This is a genomic window from Rhizobium subbaraonis (assembly GCF_900220975.1).
Lineage (GTDB): Bacteria > Pseudomonadota > Alphaproteobacteria > Rhizobiales > Rhizobiaceae > Mycoplana > Mycoplana subbaraonis.
In genome coordinates this window covers 1-17,629 of the sequence record NZ_OBQD01000017.1, presented here as the reverse complement: position 1 = coordinate 17,629, position 17,629 = coordinate 1, and the positions used below count along the sequence as shown (strand labels likewise).

Sequence of the window (17,629 nt, the reverse complement as noted above, 5' to 3'; positions counted from 1 at the left end):
ACATACACGGTGACTGCACTTGTCAAAGGAACTCACCAATGGCTGCCTATCACCCGCCGAAGATCGCGTCGCATGAAATCACACCGGAAAGCCTGTTCCTGAGCAGGCGCGCCTTCATGGGCGCTGCAGCAGGCAGCATGCTGCTGACATCATCCGCCGGGGCGATTGCCGCCGATCTCACGGCATCACCGTCGTCGTTCAGGGTGGACGAACCGCTCACGCCGGAAAAGGACGTCACGAACTACAACAACTTCTATGAGTTCGGGATGGGAAAAGGCGATCCGGCCGCTAACAGCGGCGACTTCAAGCCGTCTCCCTGGACGATCAAGGTCGACGGCATGGTCGCCAAGCCGAAGGAATTCGGTCTCGACGAGCTGATGGCGATGCCGCTGGAAGAGCGGACCTATCGCATGCGCTGCGTCGAGGCATGGTCCATGGTTGTTCCCTGGATCGGGTTTCCCCTGGCAAGCCTGATCGACAAGGTCGAGCCGCTCGGAAGCGCCAAGTATGTCGCCTTCGAGACGGTGGTGCGGCCGGAACAGATGCCGGGCCAGTCGGGATATTTCCAGCCCCTGCCCTGGCCCTATGTCGAGGGACTGCGTCTTGACGAGGCCCGCCACCCGCTGACGATTCTTTCCGTCGGCCTCTACGGCAAGACGCTGCCAAACCAGAACGGCGCGCCGGTGCGGCTCGTCGTACCGTGGAAGTACGGCTTCAAGGGAATCAAGTCGATCGTCAAGATCACGCTGACCGACAAGCAGCCGCCGACCACCTGGAACCTGTCGGCCCCGAACGAATACGGCTTCTATGCCAACGTGAACCCGGCCGTCGACCATCCGCGCTGGAGCCAGGCGACGGAGAACCGGATCGGCGAAGGCGGCTTCTTTGGCGGCAGCAGGCGCAATACGCTGCCCTTCAACGGTTATGCGGAAGAGGTTGCAAGCCTCTATGCCGGCATGGATCTGGCAGCGAATTTCTGACCATGGCTTCGATCCCTGCCCTGCCCCGCAAGTATCACGGCGCCTCTGTCTGGGCGCTGTACACGCTCGGCTTCATCCCGGCCGTCTCAGCGTTCTATCTCGGCGCGACCGGACAACTGCCGGGAAACGCCATCAAGGAATTCGAACACCTGCTCGGCATCTGGGCCCTGCGGTTCCTGATCGCCACGCTCTGCATTACTCCGATCCGCGACCTCCTCGGCGTCAACTGGATCCGCTACCGCCGGGCGCTCGGGCTTCTAGCGTTCTGGTACGTGGTCATGCACTTTGCGACCTACATGATCCTCGACAAGTATCTGGATTTCGCCTCGATCGTCACCGATATCGCCAGACGCCCCTTCATCACCATCGGCATGGCGGGCCTCGTCATGTTGATCCCGCTGGCGCTGACCTCGAACAACTGGTCGATCCGAAAGCTCGGGCCGCGCTGGATCCGACTGCACAAGCTCGTCTACGTCATCGCGGCGGCAGGTGCGCTACACTTTGCGATGTCGGTGAAGGTGGTCGGGCCGGAGCAGATGATCTATATCGCGCTAGTTGCGGCGCTGCTCGTCTGGCGGCTGTTGCGCTCGCGCTTCAACCAGCGGCGACGCGAACGCGCGCGGCCGAACTTTGGCGCCGCGCGGTAGGACGCCGCCCTCATCCGCATGACGGAGGGAATACAGCCCTTCATCGGCCTGCCGGCACCTTCTCCCCGCGAACGGGGGGAAGGACACACGCCGCGACACTTCCGCCACCCTCGGCTCCAACGCACGCAACGCCCCCTCTTCCCGCCGGCGGGAGAAGGTTGGGGTGAGGGGCTGTATCCGCCAGACACCACAATGAGGGCGACGTTTACGCGTTCCATTCCCGCACCTCGGCTCTTCGGCGTATCGCAAACACGAAAAGGCCGGGCGCTTTCGCACCCGGCCTCCTCAACTCATTCCGCTGCCCGAAAGATCAGGCGGCTTCGGCGGCAGCCTCGGCTTCGACGCGGGCCTTGTCGGCGGCGCCCTTGGCGGCAACGTCACGGTCGACGAACTCGATGACGGCGAGCGGGGCGTTGTCGCCCGTGCGGTAGCCGGCCTTCATGATGCGAAGGTAGCCGCCGTTACGGTTGGCGTAGCGCGAAGCGATCGCGTCGAACAGCTTCGAGACGACGGCGGCGTCGCGAACCTGCGAGATCGCCTGACGGCGGGCATGCAGGTCGCCGCGCTTGCCGAGCGTGACGAGCTTTTCGACGATCGGGCGAATTTCCTTCGCCTTCGGCAGGGTGGTGACGATCTGCTCATGGGTGATGAGCGAGGCAGCCATGTTGGCGAACATCGCCTTGCGGTGGCTGGCGGTACGGTTCAGCTTGCGGCCGGCTTTCTGGTGGCGCATTGCTATTCTCCTTCAATGCAGGGCTCCCGATCTCTCATCGGTCCTGCCGTTTCCTGGCACATACAGGCGACCTGCCTGCTGTCTGACGGGGAAAGGCAGCGGCGTTACCCTGCCTTCGGTTGCTTTCAATCGGCGCGACGTGCGAGCGGCAAGACCGCCCGCACGCTTTCTCGTGCCGCTCAGTACTGGTCTTCGTAGCGCTTGGCGAGATCTTCGATGTTCTCGGGCGGCCATGCCGGCACTTCCATGCCGAGGTGCAGCCCCATGGAAGCGAGAACTTCCTTGATCTCGTTCAGCGACTTGCGACCGAAGTTCGGGGTACGGAGCATTTCCGCTTCCGTCTTCTGGATCAGGTCGCCGATGTAGACGATGTTGTCGTTCTTCAGGCAGTTCGCCGAGCGGACCGAAAGCTCCAGCTCGTCGACCTTCTTGAGAAGCGCCGGGTTGAACGCCAGCTCGGTGACCGACTCTTCCTCGGCTTCCTTCTGCGGCTCGTCGAAGTTGACGAAGACCGACAGCTGGTCCTGAAGAATGCGGGCAGCGAACGCGATCGCGTCTTCACCGGTGACGGAGCCATCGGTCTCGATGGACATCGTCAGCTTGTCATAGTCGAGAACCTGGCCCTCGCGGGTGTTTTCGACCTTGTAGGACACCTTCTTGACCGGCGAGTAGAGGCTGTCGACCGGGATAAGACCGATCGGCGCGTCTTCGGCGCGGTTGCGGTCTGCCGGCACGTAGCCCTTGCCGTTGTTGACGGTGAACTCCATGCGGATCTCGGCCCCCTCGTCGAGCGTGCAGATCACGTGGTCGGGGTTCAGGATCTCGATATCGCCGACCGTCTGGATGTCACCGGCGGTGACGACGCCCGGGCCCTGCTTGCGCACGACCATGCGCTTGGAATCGTCGCCATCCATCTTGATGGCGATTTCCTTGATGTTGAGCACGATGTCGGTCACGTCTTCCCGGACGCCCGGGATCGAGGAGAACTCGTGCAGAACGCCGTCGATCTGTACTGCGGTGACGGCAGCGCCACGCAGCGACGACAGCAGAACGCGGCGAAGCGCGTTGCCGAGGGTCAGGCCGAAGCCGCGCTCCAGCGGTTCCGCGACGAGGCTAACCTTCGTGCGGCCCGACGAGGCGAACTCCACCTTGTTCGGCTTGATCAGTTCCTGCCAGTTTTTCTGGATCATATCTTTTGCCTTCCGTTCGCCACCACCATCCAATCGTGGCGGCCGAGCCTTGAAGAGCCGTCGGCGCGAAAGGCGCGCCGGCCGGCATGACGATTGCGAATGATCAGACGCGGCGCTTCTTGCGCGGACGGCAGCCGTTGTGCGGGATCGGCGTCACGTCGCGGATCGAGGTGATCATGAAGCCGGCAGCCTGCAGGGCGCGCAGAGCCGATTCGCGACCGGAACCTGGGCCGCAGACTTCGACTTCGAGCGACTTCATGCCGTGCTCCTGAGCCTTCTTGGCGCAGTCTTCAGCAGCGATCTGGGCGGCGAACGGGGTCGACTTGCGCGAACCCTTGAAGCCCTTGGCACCGGCAGACGACCAGGCAATAGCATTGCCCTGCGCGTCGGTGATGGTGATCATCGTGTTGTTGAACGACGAATTGACGTGAGCAACACCGGAGGTGATGTTCTTGCGTTCGCGACGGCGGACGCGTGCGGCTTCCTTGGCCATGGGTATTCCTTTCGTTGATCTCGACACCGCCGTAGTTCCAGCGGCTCCACCGGGTGGGAGCGTTACCGCCCCTGCCCTGATTGTTATGTGCACGTCACCTTCGAAGGCTATCGTGCGGCGATATCGTCACTGCCGTAACACCAGCAGCTCCACCGACCGGGACGACCTTGAAAAGCGGTCACCGCAATTGCGGCCAGGGCCCCGTTCGAAACTCAAAAGAGGCCGGCGCAGGCGCCAGCCTCCAAATTCCCCATATAGGGAAATTACTTCTTCTTGCCCGCGATGGCCTTCGCCGGACCCTTGCGGGTACGAGCGTTGGTGTGCGTGCGCTGGCCGCGAACAGGAAGGCCGCGACGGTGACGCAGGCCGCGGTAGCAGCCGAGATCCATCAGACGCTTGATGTTCATCGACGTCTCGCGGCGCAGGTCGCCTTCGACCTGATAGTCGCGGTCGATCGCTTCGCGGATCGCCAGAACCTCGGCGTCGGTCAGCTGATGAACACGACGGTCGGCCGGGATGCCAACCTTCTCGATGATTTCCTGTGCAAACTTCGGACCGATCCCGTGGATGTAGGTCAGCGCGATGACAACGCGCTTTGCAGTCGGGATGTTGACGCCAGCGATACGAGCCACGCCTGTTCTCCTTGCTTCCAGTTGCCATCCGGCAAGTGGGTTTCTTCGTCATGCGACCCTGCGGCCGCGCGTTCAATTTCGAGGTTCGGGACATGTCAAAAGCGACCGCCTCCGGATCTCGTTCTTGTCGAGAAATCCGCGCCGATCGCTAGCTTGTCGCGAGTTGGCGCTCTCTTAAGAGGAATCGGCCGAAAAAGTCAACCCCGGCCGATCCGAATGGCAGATTAATGGCCCTAAGCCAGGATCCTGCCGATCTGTTCCGTCACGACCTTCACGTCGGCCATGCCGTCAACCGTCTTCAGCATTCCGGTCGAGGAATAGTACTCCGACAGCGGCGCCGTCTTCTCGCGGTATTCCGTCAGCCGCCGCTTGAAGGCCTCCGGATTGTCGTCGGAGCGGACGTTGCCGCCGGCCGCGATCGTCTCCGCGACACGGTTCTCCATCCGCCTGACCAGTGCTTCCTCGTCAACCTTGAGCTCGATGACGGCGTCGAGGCGAAGCCCCTTGCCGGCGAGCATCTCATCCAGCGCCTGCGCCTGCGGCACGGTGCGCGGATAGCCGTCGAGAATGAAACCGTTGAGACAATCAGCCGAATCGATTCGGTCGGATACGATTTCGTTGACGATCGCGTCGGAGACGAGCTGGCCGGCATCCATGACCGCCTTCGCCCGCTTGCCGACGTCCGTCTCAGCGGCGACGGCGGCGCGCAGCATGTCGCCGGTGGAGAGCTGGGGAATGCCATGCTTCTCCGTCAGGAGCTTTGCCTGCGTGCCCTTGCCGGCACCCGGCGGCCCCAAGAATATCAGTCTCATCGTCCCCTCTTTCCTCCACGCAGCTTAGACTTCTTGATCAGCCCTTCATATTGCTGGGCGATCAGATGACCCTGAATCTGTGCTACAGTATCAAGGGTCACGCTGACAACAATCAAAAGCGACGTACCACCAAGGTAGAACGGCACGCCGGTCTGCGCGATCAGGATTTCCGGAAGGATGCACACGAATACCAGGTAGATGGCGCCGAGCACCGTGATACGGGTCAGCACGTAGTCGATATATTCCGCGGTACGCTCGCCGGGACGAATGCCCGGAATGAAGCCACCGTGCTTCTTCAGATTATCCGCCGTGTCCTTCGGATTGAAGACGATGGCAGTGTAGAAGAAGGCGAAGAAGGCGATCATCGCGGCATAGAGCGCCATATAGAGCGGCTGGCCGTGACCAAGCGCGGCAATGATCGTGGTCGCCCAGCCGGGCAGCTCGGTCGTGTTGCTAAAGCCGGCAAGCGTCGCAGGCAGCAGCAGGAGCGACGAGGCGAAGATCGCGGGGATAACGCCGGCGGTGTTGAGCTTCAGCGGCAGGTGCGACGTATCGCCCTGGAACATCCGGTTGCCTACCTGGCGCTTCGGATACTGGATCAGCAGGCGGCGCTGGGCGCGCTCGACGAAGACAATCAGCGCGATGACGCCAACGGCCATGACGACGACGGCTGCGATCACGCCGAACGAGAGCGCACCGGTGCGACCGAGCTCGAGCGTACCTGCCATGGCGGTCGGCAAATGCGCGACGATGCCGGCGAAGATGATCAGCGAGATACCGTTACCGATGCCGCGCGAAGTGATCTGCTCACCTAGCCACATCAGGAACATCGTGCCGCCGAGCAGCGAGATCACGGTGGAAATGCGGAAGAACCAGCCCGGGTCGACGACAAGCCCCTCCCCGCCCTCAAGACCAACGGCGATGCCATAGGCCTGCAGAGTGCCGAGCAGCACCGTGCCATAGCGGGTGTACTGGTTGATGATCTTTCGGCCCTGCTCGCCTTCCTTCTTCAGCTGCTCCAGCGCCGGAACGACCGACGTCATCAGCTGAACGATAATGGAGGCGGAGATGTAGGGCATGATGCCGAGCGCGAAGATTGCCATGCGCTCGACCGCACCGCCCGAGAACATGTTGAACAGGCCGAGAATACCGCCGCTCTGGCCCTGGAAGGCACGGGCGAATGCATCGGCGTTCAGGCCGGGAAGCGGAATGTAGGTGCCGAGACGGTAGACCAGCAGCGCGCCCAGCGTGAACCAGAGGCGCTTCTTGAGATCCTCGGCCTTGGCGAAGGTCGAAAAATTGAGATTGGAGGCGAGTTGTTCCGCTGCCGATGCCATGCGTTTCTCCGCGTAACCATGCCCGGGAAGAGGCCGGAGTGCCGGACCCGGGCAATGGCTGAACCGTTGCAGCGCGTGTTCTTGCGGAAGGCCTTCCGTTCAAAGCGCGCGCTCGAAAATTTTCCCCCGGCCCTGCCAGGGCAAAGCAGGCGGCACGGAGGGTAAACCGGGCGAAACCTCGATTGTCAAGCAATCCGACCCCTCGCCCGGTCGAAACTCCCCGGAAACAGACAGCGGATATCTCTCCCGCCCCTGCCGAATTCCTTAAAGCCGATGGGATCTAAGGAATTGGGCAGCGCGCCCTTACCACGTTGCGACCATTTGCCCCCCTCGGGGCAGGTTCACATATGGGAGCGCAAACGCCCGGAGTGAAGCACCCCGGGCGCAGAAAATCCGAATGGATTATTCAGCAGCAGCCGAAAGCAGCTTGATGCTGCCGCCAGCCTGTTCGATCTTCTCGATGGCAGCCTTGGAAGCGCCAGCAACTTCGATCGAGAGCTTCGCCTTCAGCTCGCCGTCGGCGAGGATGCGAACGCCGTCCTTGGGACGACGGATGACGCCGGCAGCCTTCAGGGCAGCAGCATCGACGGTCGCCTTCGGGTCGAGCTTCTTGGCATCGATCGCGGTCTGCAGGCGCGCCAGCGAAACGGTGACGAACTCAGATGCGAAGATGTTGTTGAAGCCGCGCTTCGGCAGGCGACGATAGATCGGCATCTGGCCGCCCTCGAAGCCGTTGATGGCGACGCCCGAACGAGCCTTCTGACCCTTGACACCGCGGCCACCGGTCTTGCCGGAGCCGGAACCGATGCCGCGGCCGACGCGCTTGCGGTTCTGGGTAGAACCTTCGTTGTCCTTGATTTCGTTCAGTTTCATGATCTTATCCCCCTCACTTCTCGTCGACGACGCGAACGAGGTGCTGGACGGCACGGATCATGCCACGAACGGAAGGCGTATCTTCCAGCGTGCTGACCCGGTGCATCTTGTTGAGACCGAGGCCGATCAGCGTCTGGCGCTGAATGGCCGGGCGGCGGATCGGCGAACCGATCTGCTCGACGGAGACCGTCTTCTTTGCAGCTTCTTTCTTAGCCATTGGTCAAGCTCCCTTATTCTTCGGAAGCGACGCCGGCGGAAGCGCGGCGGGCCTGCAGCGTTGCATACTTCAGGCCACGCTGTGCAGCGATGTCCTTGGGATGCATCTGGCTCTTCAGCGCGTCAAACGTCGCACGGATCATGTTGTAGGGGTTCGACGAACCGGTCGACTTGGCGACGACATCGTGGATGCCGAGCGTTTCGAAGACGGCACGCATCGGGCCACCGGCGATGATACCGGTACCGGCCTTGGCCGAACGCAGGAGAACCTTGCCGGCGCCGTGGCGGCCCTGCACGTCGTGGTGCAGCGTGCGGCCCGAACGCAGCGGAACGAAGATCAGTTCGCGCTTGGCAGCTTCGGTTGCCTTGCGGATGGCTTCCGGAACTTCACGGGCCTTCCCGTGACCGAAGCCAACGCGGCCCTTCTGGTCACCAACGACGACGAGGGCTGCAAAGCCGAAACGACGGCCGCCCTTCACCACCTTGGCGACGCGGTTGATTGCTACGAGCTTGTCGACAAACTCGCTGTCGCGCTCTTCGCGGTTCTGGCGGTCTTCACGACCGCGTCTTTCTTGTGCCATTGTCCTTTTCCTTTTTCTTTTCCGGGTGCAATCGGCAGATTGACAAAAGTCGCCTGCCCATTCTTGGGCAAGCGACCGGTACCCACTGATCGAATGTGGCGGGCACGAAGCCCGCCAGGATCAATCAGAAGCTCAGGCCACCTTCACGGGCAGCTTCGGCAAGAGCCTTGATGCGGCCGTGATAGATGAAGGCGCCGCGGTCGAATACCACTTCCTTGACGCCTGCCTTGGTGGCGCGCTCAGCAATGAGCTTGCCGACGGCAGCAGCAGCTGCCGTGTCGGCGCCCGTCTTCAGCGACGAGCGCAGATCGGTGTCGAGCGTGGAGGCGGACGCAAGCGTCTTGCCGGCCACGTCGTCGATAACCTGTACGTAGATGTTCTTCGACGAGCGATGAACCGACAGGCGCGGACGGCCGTTGGCGACCGCCTTGATGGAACGGCGCACGCGGTTGGCGCGGCGCACGAGAGCTTCTTTCCTGCTAGCCATTTCGCGTGATCCTTACTTCTTCTTGCCTTCTTTGCGGACAATCCGCTCTTCGGCATACTTGACGCCCTTGCCCTTGTAGGGCTCGGGGCCACGGTATTCGCGGATCTCCGCAGCGACCTGGCCGACCTGCTGCTTGTTGATGCCGCTGACGATGATTTCCGTCGGCTTGGGAACAGCGATGCTGATCCCGACCGGCGGCTCATAGACCACGTCATGGCTGAAGCCGAGTGCCAGCTGCAGGTTCTTGCCCTGGAGCGACGCGCGGTAACCGACGCCGTTGATTTCGAGCTTGCGCTCGTAGCCGTCCTTGACACCCTTGAAGATGTTCTCGACCATCGTGCGGGACATGCCCCACTTGGAGCGAGCATCCTTGCTGGCGTTGATCGGCTGAACGACAACGGCGTTGTCTTCCAGCTTTACCGACACTTCGTCATTGGCGACGAAGAACAGTTCGCCCTTCGGGCCCTTTGCGGTGACCTTCTGACCATCGACGGTCGCGGTGACACCAGCGGGAACCGGAACGGGCTTCTTACCGATACGAGACATTGTTTTATCCTGTCTGTTCGTTATGGAGATCCCTGCCCTGTCTTAGAAGACAGAGCAAAGAATCTCGCCACCAACGTTCTGTTCGCGTGCCTGGTGATCGGCCATCACGCCCTTCGGGGTCGAAAGGATGGTGATGCCGAGGCCGTTCGCGACCTGCGGAATGGACTTTACCGAGACATAGACCCGGCGGCCCGGCTTGGAGACGCGGTCGATCTTGCGGATCACGGACGCGCCTTCGTAGTACTTCAGTTCGATGTTCAGCTCGGCCTTGCCGTTGTCGAATTCGACCTCGGAGTATCCGCGGATGTAGCCTTCAGCCTGAAGGACATCCAGAACGCGGGCGCGCAGCTTGGAAGCCGGCGTGGAAACGCTGGACTTGCGGCGTGCGGCGCCGTTGCGGATACGGGTGAGCATATCGCCCAAAGGATCAGTCATTGCCATGTACCCGTCTCCTTACCAGCTCGACTTGACGATGCCCGGCACCTTGCCGAGATTGCCCAGTTCGCGAAGCGCGATACGCGACATCTTGAGTTTGCGATAGAATGCGCGCGGACGGCCCGTCACTTCGCAACGGTTGCGAATGCGGGTCTTGGAGCCATTGCGCGGCAGGGCGGCAAGCTTCAGGGTGGCCTTGAACCGGTCCTCGATGGGAAGCGACTGGTTCTGGATGATCGCCTTCAGGGCCGCACGCTTAGCGGCATGATTGGCTACCAGTTTGCGGCGGCGCTTGTTCTTTTCGACTGCGCTCGTTTTCGCCATAACAGTTATCCTTCTTTACGCTTGTCGTTACGGATTACTGGCGGAACGGGAAGTTGAGCTCTTTCAGGAGAGCGCGAGCTTCGTCGTCCGTCTTGGCCGTCGTGCAAACGATGATGTCCATGCCCCACATCTGATCAACCTTGTCGTAGTTGATTTCAGGGAACACAATGTGCTCCTTGATACCCATGGCGAAGTTGCCACGGCCATCGAAGGACTTCGGGTTCAGACCACGGAAGTCGCGCACGCGGGGCAGCGCGATGTTCACGAGGCGATCCAGAAATTCGTACATGCGCACGCCGCGAAGGGTGACCTTGGCGCCGATCGGCATGCCTTCGCGGAGCTTGAAGCCCGCGATGGAGTTGCGGGCACGGGTGATAACCGGCTTCTGGCCGGCAATCGCTGCCAGGTCGGCCGCAGCAACCGAAGGCTTCTTCGAGTCGCCCGTCGATTCGCCGACGCCCATGTTGATGACGATCTTGTCCAGGCGCGGGATCTGCATCTCGTTGGCGTAGGAGAACTGCTCCTTCAGCGCCGCGCGAATGCGCTCGACGTAATCCTTCTTGAGCCGCGGCTCATACTTGGTGTCAGCCATCGATCGACACTCCCGAACGCTTTGCTACACGAACCTTCTTGTCGCCCTCGATCTTGAAACCGACGCGGGTCGGCTTGCCGTCCTTGGGGTCGGCGATCGCGATGTTCGACAGGTGGATCGAAGCTTCCTTGCTGATGATGCCGGCTTCCTGCGACTGGGTCTGGCGCTGGTGGCGCTTGACCACGTTGACGCCACGCACGATCGCGCGATCTTCCTTCGGCATGACCTGAACGACTTCACCGGTACGGCCCTTGTCCTTACCGGTCAAAACGACGACCTTGTCGCCCTTGCGAATCTTCTGCATTGCCATCGCTCCCTTAGAGTACTTCCGGAGCCAGCGAGATGATCTTCATGTGGTTCTTGGCGCGCAGCTCGCGCGGAACCGGTCCGAAGATACGGGTGCCGATGGGCTCTTTCTTGTTGTCGATCAGGACGGCTGCGTTGTTGTCAAAACGAATGACGCTGCCATCTGCACGGCGGATGTCCTTGGCGGTACGAACGACCACCGCCTTCATCACGTCGCCCTTCTTCACGCGGCCACGCGGAATAGCTTCCTTGATCGAGACGACGATGATGTCGCCGACAGAAGCGTACTTGCGCTTGGAGCCGCCCAGCACCTTGATGCACATGACACGACGTGCGCCGGAATTATCCGCGACGTCGAGGTTAGTCTGCATCTGAATCATGTCAGGTCGCCTTCTTGTTGTAACCGGACCGGTTGGGCACAGAAGCCCCCTGTTCCAGCTTATGAGAATCTATGTTTTTCGCGCGGGATGGGTCTTGCCAAGGTGGTTTCCTCGTCGGTTCCGCCTGGCGAAACCCCGGGACCTTCCCTGCGCTCAAAGCAAAAGAACGCCCGATTCCGAGCGTCCTTGCGCTGCTTCATACAGGATTTCGCGCAAAGGGCAACCCCTTGCGCGAAAAGTGCATAAATTAAGCCTGGGCGGAAACGACCGTCCAGCGCTTGTCCTTCGAAATCGGGGCGCATTCCTGGATGGAAACGACGTCGCCGATCTTGTACTGGTTGGCCTCGTCATGCGCCTTGTACTTCTTCGAGCGACGAACGGTCTTCTGAAGAAGCGGGTGTGCAAAGCGGCGTTCGACGCGAACGACAACAGTCTTGTCGTTCTTGTCGCTGACTACAGTGCCCTGCAGAATGCGTTTCGGCATTTTTCTTGGTCCTTAGGCCTTGGCTTCTGCCGCCTTCTGGCGGGCAATGGTTTTCACGCGGGCGATGTCCTTGCGGACTTCGTTGATACGCGAGGACTTTTCGAGCTGGCCGGTCGCCTTCTGGAAGCGCAGGTTGAACTGCTCCTTCTTCAGCTTTGCGAGCTCGTCATTAAGCTGGTCGGCGCTCAGTGCGCGAACATCTACGGCTTTCATGGCTCAATCCTTACTCTGCAATGCGCTGAACGAAGCGCGTCTTGACCGAGAGCTTGGCCGAACCCAGACGAAGAGCTTCGCGAGCGATCTCTTCGCTGACGCCGTCGATCTCGAACATCATACGGCCGGGCTTAACCTTGGCTGCCCAGTATTCCACCGAGCCCTTACCCTTACCCATACGGACTTCGGTGGGCTTTGCGGTTACCGGGGTGTCCGGGAACACGCGGATCCAGACGCGACCTGCACGCTTCATGTAGCGGGTGATCGCGCGGCGGGCCGCCTCGATCTCGCGCGCGTTGACGCGGTTGGGTTCCTGAGCCTTCAAGCCGAACTCGCCGAAGGCGAGGTCCGAGCCGCCCTTGGCGACGCCCTTGATGCGGCCCTTGAACTGCTTGCGGTACTTTGTACGCTTTGGCTGCAACATTTTTCTATTCTCCGATCTGCTCGCCTAAAGCGAATTAAGCGTTTTCACGGCGACGGCGTTCGCCCTGGCCTGCGCCCTGGGCTTCACCTTCGGTCGCGCGGCGCTCGGAGGCCATCGGATCGTGCTCAAGGATTTCGCCCTTGAAGATCCAGACCTTGATGCCGCAAATGCCGAAAGCGGTTTCCGCTTCTGCCGTACCATAGTCGATGTCCGCACGCAGCGTGTGCAGCGGAACGCGGCCTTCACGGTACCATTCGGTACGCGCGATTTCCGCGCCACCCAGACGGCCGGCGCAGGTGATCTTGATGCCTTCGGCGCCAAGACGCATGGCCGACTGAACAGCACGCTTCATCGCACGGCGGAAAGCCACGCGGCGCTCGAGCTGCTGGGCGATCGACTGGGCAACCAGCGTCGCGTCGGTTTCGGGCTTGCGCACCTCGACGATGTTGAGGTGCGTTTCCGAATTGGTCATCTCGGAGAGCTTCTTGCGCAGCTTCTCGATGTCCGCACCCTTCTTGCCGATGATCAGACCCGGGCGAGCCGAGTGGATCGTGACGCGGCACTTCTTGTGCGGGCGCTCGATGACGACCTTGGAGATGCCGGCCTGCTTCAGTTCGGCCATCAGATACTTGCGGATCTTCAGGTCTTCGTGAAGGAGCTGGCCGTATTCGGCGTTGTCGGCAAACCAGCGGCTATCCCAGGTACGGTTGATGCCGAGGCGGAAGCCGATCGGATTGATTTTCTGACCCATTATGCGGCCTCCCCTTTGGCTTCGACTTCGCGGACGACAATCGTCAGGTGCGCGAAGGGCTTTTCGATGCGCGATGCGCGACCACGGCCACGGGCGTGGAAGCGCTTCATGACGATCGACTTGCCAACGAAAGCCTCAGCGACGACGAGCGAGTCGACGTCGAGATCGTGGTTGTTTTCGGCGTTTGCGATTGCCGATTCCAGCGTCTTCCTGACGGTGCCGGCAATGCGCTTGCGGGAGAACTCGAGTTCGGCCAGAGCGCGGTCGACCTTCTTGCCGCGGATCATCGCGGCAACCAGGTTGAGCTTCTGGGGGCTGACGCGGATCGTGCGCGCAACTGCTTGCGCCTCATTATCCTTCAGCCGACGTTCGGCTTTTGCCTTGCCCATCGTTACTTCCTCTTCGCCTTCTTGTCCGCACCGTGACCGTAGTAGGTCCGGGTCGGAGAGAATTCACCGAACTTGTGTCCAACCATGTCTTCGTTGACGCTGACCGGAACGTGCTTGCTGCCGTTGTAGACGCCAAACGTGAGGCCGACGAACTGCGGCAGGATCGTGGAGCGACGGCTCCAGATCTTGATCACTTCGTTGCGGCCGCCCTCGCGCACCTTCTCAGCCTTCTTGAGAAGATAGCCGTCAACAAACGGGCCTTTCCATACTGAACGAGCCATTTCTGACTAACCTCTCTTACTTCTTCTTCAGGTGGCGCGAGCGCATGATGAACTTGTCGGTCGACTTGTTCGAACGGGTGCGCTTGCCCTTGGTCGGCTTGCCCCACGGGGAAACCGGGTGACGACCACCGGACGTGCGGCCTTCACCACCACCGTGCGGGTGGTCGACCGGGTTCATGACGACACCGCGGTTATGCGGGGTCTTGCCGCGCCAACGCGTACGACCGGCCTTGCCGTCGTTGATGTTGCCGTGATCCGGGTTGGAAACCGCGCCGATCGAAGCCAGGCAGGAGCCGTGCACGAGGCGCTGCTCACCCGAGTTCAGACGCAGGATCGCCATGCCCTGGTCGCGGCCGACGAGCTGGACGAAGGTGCCTGCCGAACGGGCGATCTGGCCGCCCTTGCCCGGCTTCATCTCGACGTTGTGAACGATCGAGCCAACCGGGATGTACTGCAGGGGCATCGTGTTGCCAGGCTTGACGTCAACAGCCTTCTCCGAAGCGATGACCTTGTCGCCGGCAGCGAGGCGCTGCGGAGCGAGAATGTAGGCCTGTTCGCCGTCGGCATAGTTGACGAGCGCAATGAACGCGGTGCGGTTCGGGTCGTACTCCAGACGCTCGACGGTGCCTTCGACGTCGAACTTGCGACGCTTGAAGTCAACCAGACGGTAGGTGCGCTTGTGACCGCCACCGATAAAGCGGGCCGTGATGCGACCGAGGTTGTTACGGCCACCGCTCTTGGAGAGACCTTCGGTCAGCGCCTTGACCGGCTTGCCCTTGTAGAGGCCCGAACGGTCGACGATGACCAGCTGACGCTGGCTCGGGGTGGTCGGATTGAAACTTTTCAATGCCATTTTCTTATGTCCTCTTTAGCCGACTGCCCGATTAGAGCCCGGTGGAGACGTCGATCGACTGACCGTCAGCAAGCGTGACGATAGCCTTCTTGACATCTCCCTGCCGGCCGGAGAAGCCGCGGAAACGCTTGACCTTGCCCTTGCGGACGAGCGTGTTCACAGCCGTGACCTTGACGCCGAAGAGCGCTTCGACTGCAGCCTTGATCTCAGGCTTGGAAGCGGTCTTGGCAACGTTGAATACGACCTGGTTATGCTCGGATACCAGCGTCGACTTTTCGGTGATCGCCGGCGAGACGATCACATCGTAGTGGCGAAGATCCGTCATTTGAACCGCTCCTCCAGAGCTTCGACTGCAGCCTTGGAAAGCACGAGCTTGCCGCGACGCAGGATGTCGTACACGTTGATGCCCTGGATCGGCAGAACGTCCACGTTCGGGATGTTCTGGGCTGCGAGCTTGAAGTTGTTGTCGAGCTCAGCGCCGCCGATGAAGAGGGCGTTGGTCAGGCCGAGGCTGGCGAACGAGCCGGCCAGCGCCTTGGTCTTGGCTTCCTTGGCGACGAAGTCATCAACGATGATGATGTCTTCAGCCTTCAGCTTGGCCGAGAGGGCATGACGCAGGCCGAGGGCGCGAACCTTCTTGGGAAGGTCGTGAGCGTGGCTGCGAACGACCGGGCCGTGAGCCTTGCCGCCGCCGCGGAACTGCGGAGCGCGAGCCGAATGGTGACGAGCGCGGCCCGTACCCTTCTGCTTGTACATCTTGGCGCCGGTGCGGGAAACTTCCGCGCGGCCCTTGGACTTATGCGTGCCCTGCTGCTTCTTGGCGAGCTGCCAGCGAACGACGCGGGCAATGATGTCCTCGCGCGGCTCGAGGCCGAAGATCGCGTCGGAGAGGGAAACCTTGCCGGCGTCCTTCCCTTCGAGGGTCGTGACTTTGAGATCCATAACCAGGCTCCCTTACTTAGCTGCAGCGCGGACAGCGGCAGGACGCGGAGCGTCGGCCGGCGTGCCGGACTTGATGGCGTCGCGAACGACGATCCAGGCGCCCTTGGAGCCCGGGACCGCGCCCTTGACGAGGATCAGACCGCGGTCCTCATCGGTCGAAACGACCTCGAGGTTCTGGGTGGTGACGCGCGTCTGGCCCATGTGACCAGCCATGCGCTTGCCCTTCCAGACGCGACCCGGATCCTGGTTGGAGCCGGTCGAACCATGCGAACGGTGCGAGACGGATACGCCGTGCGTGGCGCGCAGGCCACCGAAGTTGTGACGCTTGATCGCGCCGGCAAAGCCCTTACCGATCGTCGTGCCCGTCACGTCGACCAGCTGGCCGGCGATGAAGTGGCTGGCGGAAAGTTCCGCACCGATGTCGATCAGATTGTCCGCGGAAACGCGGAACTCGACGAGCTTCGCCTTCGGCTCGACGCTGGCGGCAGCGAACTGGCCACGGAGCGCCTTCGACGTATTCTTAACCTTCGAGCGGCCGGCACCCAGCTGAACTGCGGTGTAGCCGTTCTTGTCTTCCGTGCGATGAGCGACGACCTGGCAGCCGTCCAATCGCAAAACTGTTACGGGAACGTGCTCTCCTGCGTCGTTGTAGACGCGAGTCATTCCCACTTTCTGTGCAATCACACCTGAACGCATGGTTCATTCCTCTTAGAAGTCCTGTGGGGGCAAGGCCCCTACACGCCTCTTGTTTAAGGATTCCACGGAGGCCATCCGACCTTCGGGTTTCCCGTTCCTAGAAGCCGTTGGCGTCACCGCCACGTACCTTCCTTGTTATTCGGCTTGCGCCGGACTTTCACAAAGTCCTGATTAGAGCTTGATCTCTACGTCGACGCCGGCGGCGAGATCGAGCTTCATCAGGGCGTCGACCGTCTGAGGGGTCGGGTCGACGATATCGAGAAGACGCTTGTGAGTGCGCATCTCGAACTGTTCGCGGCTCTTCTTGTCGATGTGAGGCGACCGGTTGACCGTGAATTTCTCAATACGTGTCGGGAGCGGCACGGGGCCGCGGACACTGGCACCGGTACGCTTGGCCGTCGACACGATTTCGCGCGTGGAGGCATCGAGGATCCGGTGATCAAACGCCTTGAGGCGAATGCGGATGTTCTGGCCGTTCATACGACTTGTCCTTGTTCTTGCTTGTCGCGGCTCCCGTTAGGGAACACGCATTGAACTTCGTTTAATCTTCAGCCAGTCCGCTAACTTTTCAAAGATCGGAGGGACAGGGTTTCCCCTGCCCCTTCCTATTTGAGCGGCCAAGGCTGGCCTTGTTCCTGGCGATCGCACCGGACGAAGCACGGTACAAATCACGCTTGCGCGCCATTTGCACTATTTTCGCGTCGTCGGCAAGCGGTGCGACCGACTAATTCTTTCGTGGCGGCTATGCCCGGACCGCATAGCACCGCGATCCGGGTTCTCCGCTGTTGCGCCGTCGATACCCCGACGATCGAGGCGACGATTCCGGTGCCGCGCGCAGATCGCGCTTGCGCGCCATCTGCACCACTTATCAGCCGTCGGCAGCTTTCGGCCCCGTCGCCTTCGTCGATTACTCGACGATCGAGGCGACGATGCCGGCGCCGCGTGCAGATCGCGCTTGCGCGCCATCTGCACCACTTATCAGCCGTCGGCAGCTTTCGGCCCCGTCGCCCTCGTCGATTACTCGACGATCGA

At 61.4% G+C, this 17,629-nt stretch carries 29 protein-coding genes; 2 read left to right on the top strand and 27 right to left on the bottom strand.

What is annotated here, in order from left to right; translation table 11 throughout:
- Positions 1–38: 38 nt before the first annotated feature.
- Together msrP and msrQ are read left to right on the top strand one after the other, a co-directional pair.
- Positions 39–980 (top strand): protein-methionine-sulfoxide reductase catalytic subunit MsrP, encoded by a 942-nt coding sequence (msrP, locus tag CRO48_RS22905; protein WP_097142091.1) that lies wholly within the window; start codon positions 39–41, stop codon positions 978–980.
- Positions 981–982: 2 nt separating this feature from the next.
- A complete protein-coding gene (gene msrQ / locus CRO48_RS22900) occupies positions 983–1,627 on the top strand; it encodes a protein-methionine-sulfoxide reductase heme-binding subunit MsrQ (protein WP_097142090.1) in 645 nt (214 codons plus the stop codon).
- 310 nt (positions 1,628–1,937) lie between these two features.
- Here msrQ and rplQ read toward each other — a convergent pair whose 3' ends face one another.
- From rplQ to rpsJ, 27 genes are all read right to left on the bottom strand, one after another.
- Complete coding sequence (gene rplQ, locus CRO48_RS22895) at positions 1,938–2,360, bottom strand: 50S ribosomal protein L17 (RefSeq protein WP_097142089.1); 423 nt, start codon at positions 2,358–2,360, stop codon at positions 1,938–1,940.
- Positions 2,361–2,539: 179 nt separating this feature from the next.
- Positions 2,540–3,550, bottom strand: coding sequence for a DNA-directed RNA polymerase subunit alpha (locus CRO48_RS22890; protein ID WP_097142088.1), 1,011 nt, complete (start codon positions 3,548–3,550; stop codon positions 2,540–2,542).
- A gap of 103 nt (positions 3,551–3,653) precedes the next feature.
- On the bottom strand, positions 3,654–4,043 hold the full coding sequence (rpsK, locus tag CRO48_RS22885; protein ID WP_023513823.1) for a 30S ribosomal protein S11: 390 nt from the start codon (positions 4,041–4,043) through the stop codon (positions 3,654–3,656).
- A gap of 263 nt (positions 4,044–4,306) precedes the next feature.
- The gene (rpsM, locus tag CRO48_RS22880) at positions 4,307–4,675 is read right to left on the bottom strand and encodes a 30S ribosomal protein S13 (protein ID WP_097142087.1); all 369 of its coding nucleotides are present in this window, start codon (positions 4,673–4,675) and stop codon (positions 4,307–4,309) included.
- 233 nt (positions 4,676–4,908) lie between these two features.
- A complete protein-coding gene (locus CRO48_RS22875) occupies positions 4,909–5,487 on the bottom strand; it encodes an adenylate kinase (protein WP_097142086.1) in 579 nt (192 codons plus the stop codon).
- Positions 5,484–6,824, bottom strand: coding sequence for a preprotein translocase subunit SecY (gene secY, locus CRO48_RS22870; RefSeq protein ID WP_097142085.1), 1,341 nt, complete (start codon positions 6,822–6,824; stop codon positions 5,484–5,486). Before secY ends, CRO48_RS22875 begins: the two co-directional genes overlap by 4 nt.
- A gap of 402 nt (positions 6,825–7,226) precedes the next feature.
- Positions 7,227–7,697 (bottom strand): 50S ribosomal protein L15, encoded by a 471-nt coding sequence (rplO, locus tag CRO48_RS22865; protein ID WP_097142084.1) that lies wholly within the window; start codon positions 7,695–7,697, stop codon positions 7,227–7,229.
- A 13-nt stretch (positions 7,698–7,710) separates the two neighbouring features.
- Positions 7,711–7,914 carry a 50S ribosomal protein L30 gene (gene rpmD / locus CRO48_RS22860; protein WP_097142083.1) on the bottom strand — a complete coding sequence of 68 codons (204 nt, stop codon included), beginning with the start codon at positions 7,912–7,914 and terminating at the stop codon, positions 7,711–7,713.
- 13 nt (positions 7,915–7,927) lie between these two features.
- The gene (gene rpsE / locus CRO48_RS22855; RefSeq protein WP_097142082.1) at positions 7,928–8,494 is read right to left on the bottom strand and encodes a 30S ribosomal protein S5; all 567 of its coding nucleotides are present in this window, start codon (positions 8,492–8,494) and stop codon (positions 7,928–7,930) included.
- Between the two features lie 124 nt (positions 8,495–8,618).
- Positions 8,619–8,981, bottom strand: a complete 363-nt coding sequence (gene rplR, locus CRO48_RS22850) for a 50S ribosomal protein L18 (RefSeq protein ID WP_097142081.1) — start codon at positions 8,979–8,981, stop codon at positions 8,619–8,621.
- 12 nt (positions 8,982–8,993) lie between these two features.
- Positions 8,994–9,527: a 50S ribosomal protein L6 gene (gene rplF, locus CRO48_RS22845; RefSeq protein WP_097142080.1), complete on the bottom strand. Its 534-nt coding sequence runs from the start codon at positions 9,525–9,527 to the stop codon at positions 8,994–8,996.
- A gap of 42 nt (positions 9,528–9,569) precedes the next feature.
- Positions 9,570–9,968, bottom strand: coding sequence for a 30S ribosomal protein S8 (gene rpsH, locus CRO48_RS22840; RefSeq protein WP_097142079.1), 399 nt, complete (start codon positions 9,966–9,968; stop codon positions 9,570–9,572).
- A gap of 12 nt (positions 9,969–9,980) precedes the next feature.
- Complete coding sequence (gene rpsN, locus CRO48_RS22835) at positions 9,981–10,286, bottom strand: 30S ribosomal protein S14 (protein WP_097142078.1); 306 nt, start codon at positions 10,284–10,286, stop codon at positions 9,981–9,983.
- Between the two features lie 34 nt (positions 10,287–10,320).
- Positions 10,321–10,878, bottom strand: coding sequence for a 50S ribosomal protein L5 (gene rplE, locus CRO48_RS22830; protein WP_097142077.1), 558 nt, complete (start codon positions 10,876–10,878; stop codon positions 10,321–10,323).
- Complete coding sequence (gene rplX, locus CRO48_RS22825; RefSeq protein ID WP_097142205.1) at positions 10,871–11,182, bottom strand: 50S ribosomal protein L24; 312 nt, start codon at positions 11,180–11,182, stop codon at positions 10,871–10,873. Before rplX ends, rplE begins: the two co-directional genes overlap by 8 nt.
- A 13-nt stretch (positions 11,183–11,195) precedes the next feature.
- On the bottom strand, positions 11,196–11,564 hold the full coding sequence (gene rplN / locus CRO48_RS22820; RefSeq protein WP_003495199.1) for a 50S ribosomal protein L14: 369 nt from the start codon (positions 11,562–11,564) through the stop codon (positions 11,196–11,198).
- A gap of 247 nt (positions 11,565–11,811) precedes the next feature.
- Positions 11,812–12,048 carry a 30S ribosomal protein S17 gene (gene rpsQ, locus CRO48_RS22815; RefSeq protein WP_097142076.1) on the bottom strand — a complete coding sequence of 79 codons (237 nt, stop codon included), beginning with the start codon at positions 12,046–12,048 and terminating at the stop codon, positions 11,812–11,814.
- A gap of 12 nt (positions 12,049–12,060) precedes the next feature.
- The gene (rpmC, locus tag CRO48_RS22810; RefSeq protein WP_097142075.1) at positions 12,061–12,261 is read right to left on the bottom strand and encodes a 50S ribosomal protein L29; all 201 of its coding nucleotides are present in this window, start codon (positions 12,259–12,261) and stop codon (positions 12,061–12,063) included.
- Between the two features lie 10 nt (positions 12,262–12,271).
- Positions 12,272–12,685 (bottom strand): 50S ribosomal protein L16, encoded by a 414-nt coding sequence (gene rplP, locus CRO48_RS22805; RefSeq protein WP_097142074.1) that lies wholly within the window; start codon positions 12,683–12,685, stop codon positions 12,272–12,274.
- A 34-nt stretch (positions 12,686–12,719) separates the two neighbouring features.
- A complete protein-coding gene (rpsC, locus tag CRO48_RS22800; protein WP_097142073.1) occupies positions 12,720–13,436 on the bottom strand; it encodes a 30S ribosomal protein S3 in 717 nt (238 codons plus the stop codon).
- The gene (gene rplV, locus CRO48_RS22795; protein WP_097142072.1) at positions 13,436–13,825 is read right to left on the bottom strand and encodes a 50S ribosomal protein L22; all 390 of its coding nucleotides are present in this window, start codon (positions 13,823–13,825) and stop codon (positions 13,436–13,438) included. Before rplV ends, rpsC begins: the two co-directional genes overlap by 1 nt.
- A 2-nt stretch (positions 13,826–13,827) precedes the next feature.
- Positions 13,828–14,106 carry a 30S ribosomal protein S19 gene (gene rpsS / locus CRO48_RS22790; protein ID WP_075627127.1) on the bottom strand — a complete coding sequence of 93 codons (279 nt, stop codon included), beginning with the start codon at positions 14,104–14,106 and terminating at the stop codon, positions 13,828–13,830.
- Between the two features lie 16 nt (positions 14,107–14,122).
- The gene (rplB, locus tag CRO48_RS22785; protein WP_097142071.1) at positions 14,123–14,959 is read right to left on the bottom strand and encodes a 50S ribosomal protein L2; all 837 of its coding nucleotides are present in this window, start codon (positions 14,957–14,959) and stop codon (positions 14,123–14,125) included.
- Positions 14,960–14,990: 31 nt separating this feature from the next.
- Positions 14,991–15,284: a 50S ribosomal protein L23 gene (locus tag CRO48_RS22780; protein WP_097142070.1), complete on the bottom strand. Its 294-nt coding sequence runs from the start codon at positions 15,282–15,284 to the stop codon at positions 14,991–14,993.
- Positions 15,281–15,901, bottom strand: coding sequence for a 50S ribosomal protein L4 (gene rplD, locus CRO48_RS22775; protein ID WP_097142069.1), 621 nt, complete (start codon positions 15,899–15,901; stop codon positions 15,281–15,283). The genes CRO48_RS22780 and rplD overlap by 4 nt, the downstream gene beginning before the upstream one ends.
- Positions 15,902–15,913: 12 nt before the next feature.
- A complete protein-coding gene (rplC, locus tag CRO48_RS22770) occupies positions 15,914–16,597 on the bottom strand; it encodes a 50S ribosomal protein L3 (RefSeq protein ID WP_097142068.1) in 684 nt (227 codons plus the stop codon).
- A 171-nt stretch (positions 16,598–16,768) separates the two neighbouring features.
- The gene (gene rpsJ, locus CRO48_RS22765) at positions 16,769–17,077 is read right to left on the bottom strand and encodes a 30S ribosomal protein S10 (protein ID WP_003547547.1); all 309 of its coding nucleotides are present in this window, start codon (positions 17,075–17,077) and stop codon (positions 16,769–16,771) included.
- Between the last annotated feature and the right edge of the window lie 552 nt (positions 17,078–17,629).

Coding starts and splice junctions, on each gene's coding strand:
- msrQ (WP_097142090.1), top strand. CDS start 983: ATGGCTTCGATCCCTGCCCTGCCCCGCAAGTATCACGGCGCCTCTGTC.
- rpsQ (WP_097142076.1), bottom strand. CDS start 12,048: ATGCCGAAACGCATTCTGCAGGGCACTGTAGTCAGCGACAAGAACGAC.
- CRO48_RS22780 (WP_097142070.1), bottom strand. CDS start 15,284: ATGACGGATCTTCGCCACTACGATGTGATCGTCTCGCCGGCGATCACC.
- rplX (WP_097142205.1), bottom strand. CDS start 11,182: ATGCAGAAGATTCGCAAGGGCGACAAGGTCGTCGTTTTGACCGGTAAG.
- rplV (WP_097142072.1), bottom strand. CDS start 13,825: ATGGGCAAGGCAAAAGCCGAACGTCGGCTGAAGGATAATGAGGCGCAA.
- rplC (WP_097142068.1), bottom strand. CDS start 16,597: ATGCGTTCAGGTGTGATTGCACAGAAAGTGGGAATGACTCGCGTCTAC.
- rpsN (WP_097142078.1), bottom strand. CDS start 10,286: ATGGCGAAAACGAGCGCAGTCGAAAAGAACAAGCGCCGCCGCAAACTG.
- rplO (WP_097142084.1), bottom strand. CDS start 7,697: ATGAAACTGAACGAAATCAAGGACAACGAAGGTTCTACCCAGAACCGC.
- rplR (WP_097142081.1), bottom strand. CDS start 8,981: ATGGCTAGCAGGAAAGAAGCTCTCGTGCGCCGCGCCAACCGCGTGCGC.
- CRO48_RS22875 (WP_097142086.1), bottom strand. CDS start 5,487: ATGAGACTGATATTCTTGGGGCCGCCGGGTGCCGGCAAGGGCACGCAG.
- rpsJ (WP_003547547.1), bottom strand. CDS start 17,077: ATGAACGGCCAGAACATCCGCATTCGCCTCAAGGCGTTTGATCACCGG.
- secY (WP_097142085.1), bottom strand. CDS start 6,824: ATGGCATCGGCAGCGGAACAACTCGCCTCCAATCTCAATTTTTCGACC.
- CRO48_RS22890 (WP_097142088.1), bottom strand. CDS start 3,550: ATGATCCAGAAAAACTGGCAGGAACTGATCAAGCCGAACAAGGTGGAG.
- rplN (WP_003495199.1), bottom strand. CDS start 11,564: ATGATTCAGATGCAGACTAACCTCGACGTCGCGGATAATTCCGGCGCA.
- rpsC (WP_097142073.1), bottom strand. CDS start 13,436: ATGGGTCAGAAAATCAATCCGATCGGCTTCCGCCTCGGCATCAACCGT.
- rpsE (WP_097142082.1), bottom strand. CDS start 8,494: ATGGCACAAGAAAGACGCGGTCGTGAAGACCGCCAGAACCGCGAAGAG.
- rpsK (WP_023513823.1), bottom strand. CDS start 4,043: ATGGCCAAGGAAGCCGCACGCGTCCGCCGTCGCGAACGCAAGAACATC.
- rplQ (WP_097142089.1), bottom strand. CDS start 2,360: ATGCGCCACCAGAAAGCCGGCCGCAAGCTGAACCGTACCGCCAGCCAC.
- rpsH (WP_097142079.1), bottom strand. CDS start 9,968: ATGGCAATGACTGATCCTTTGGGCGATATGCTCACCCGTATCCGCAAC.
- rpmC (WP_097142075.1), bottom strand. CDS start 12,261: ATGAAAGCCGTAGATGTTCGCGCACTGAGCGCCGACCAGCTTAATGAC.
- rpsS (WP_075627127.1), bottom strand. CDS start 14,106: ATGGCTCGTTCAGTATGGAAAGGCCCGTTTGTTGACGGCTATCTTCTC.
- msrP (WP_097142091.1), top strand. CDS start 39: ATGGCTGCCTATCACCCGCCGAAGATCGCGTCGCATGAAATCACACCG.
- rplD (WP_097142069.1), bottom strand. CDS start 15,901: ATGGATCTCAAAGTCACGACCCTCGAAGGGAAGGACGCCGGCAAGGTT.
- rpmD (WP_097142083.1), bottom strand. CDS start 7,914: ATGGCTAAGAAAGAAGCTGCAAAGAAGACGGTCTCCGTCGAGCAGATC.
- rplB (WP_097142071.1), bottom strand. CDS start 14,959: ATGGCATTGAAAAGTTTCAATCCGACCACCCCGAGCCAGCGTCAGCTG.
- rplF (WP_097142080.1), bottom strand. CDS start 9,527: ATGTCTCGTATCGGTAAGAAGCCCGTTCCGGTTCCCGCTGGTGTCACC.
- rplP (WP_097142074.1), bottom strand. CDS start 12,685: ATGTTGCAGCCAAAGCGTACAAAGTACCGCAAGCAGTTCAAGGGCCGC.
- rplE (WP_097142077.1), bottom strand. CDS start 10,878: ATGGCTGACACCAAGTATGAGCCGCGGCTCAAGAAGGATTACGTCGAG.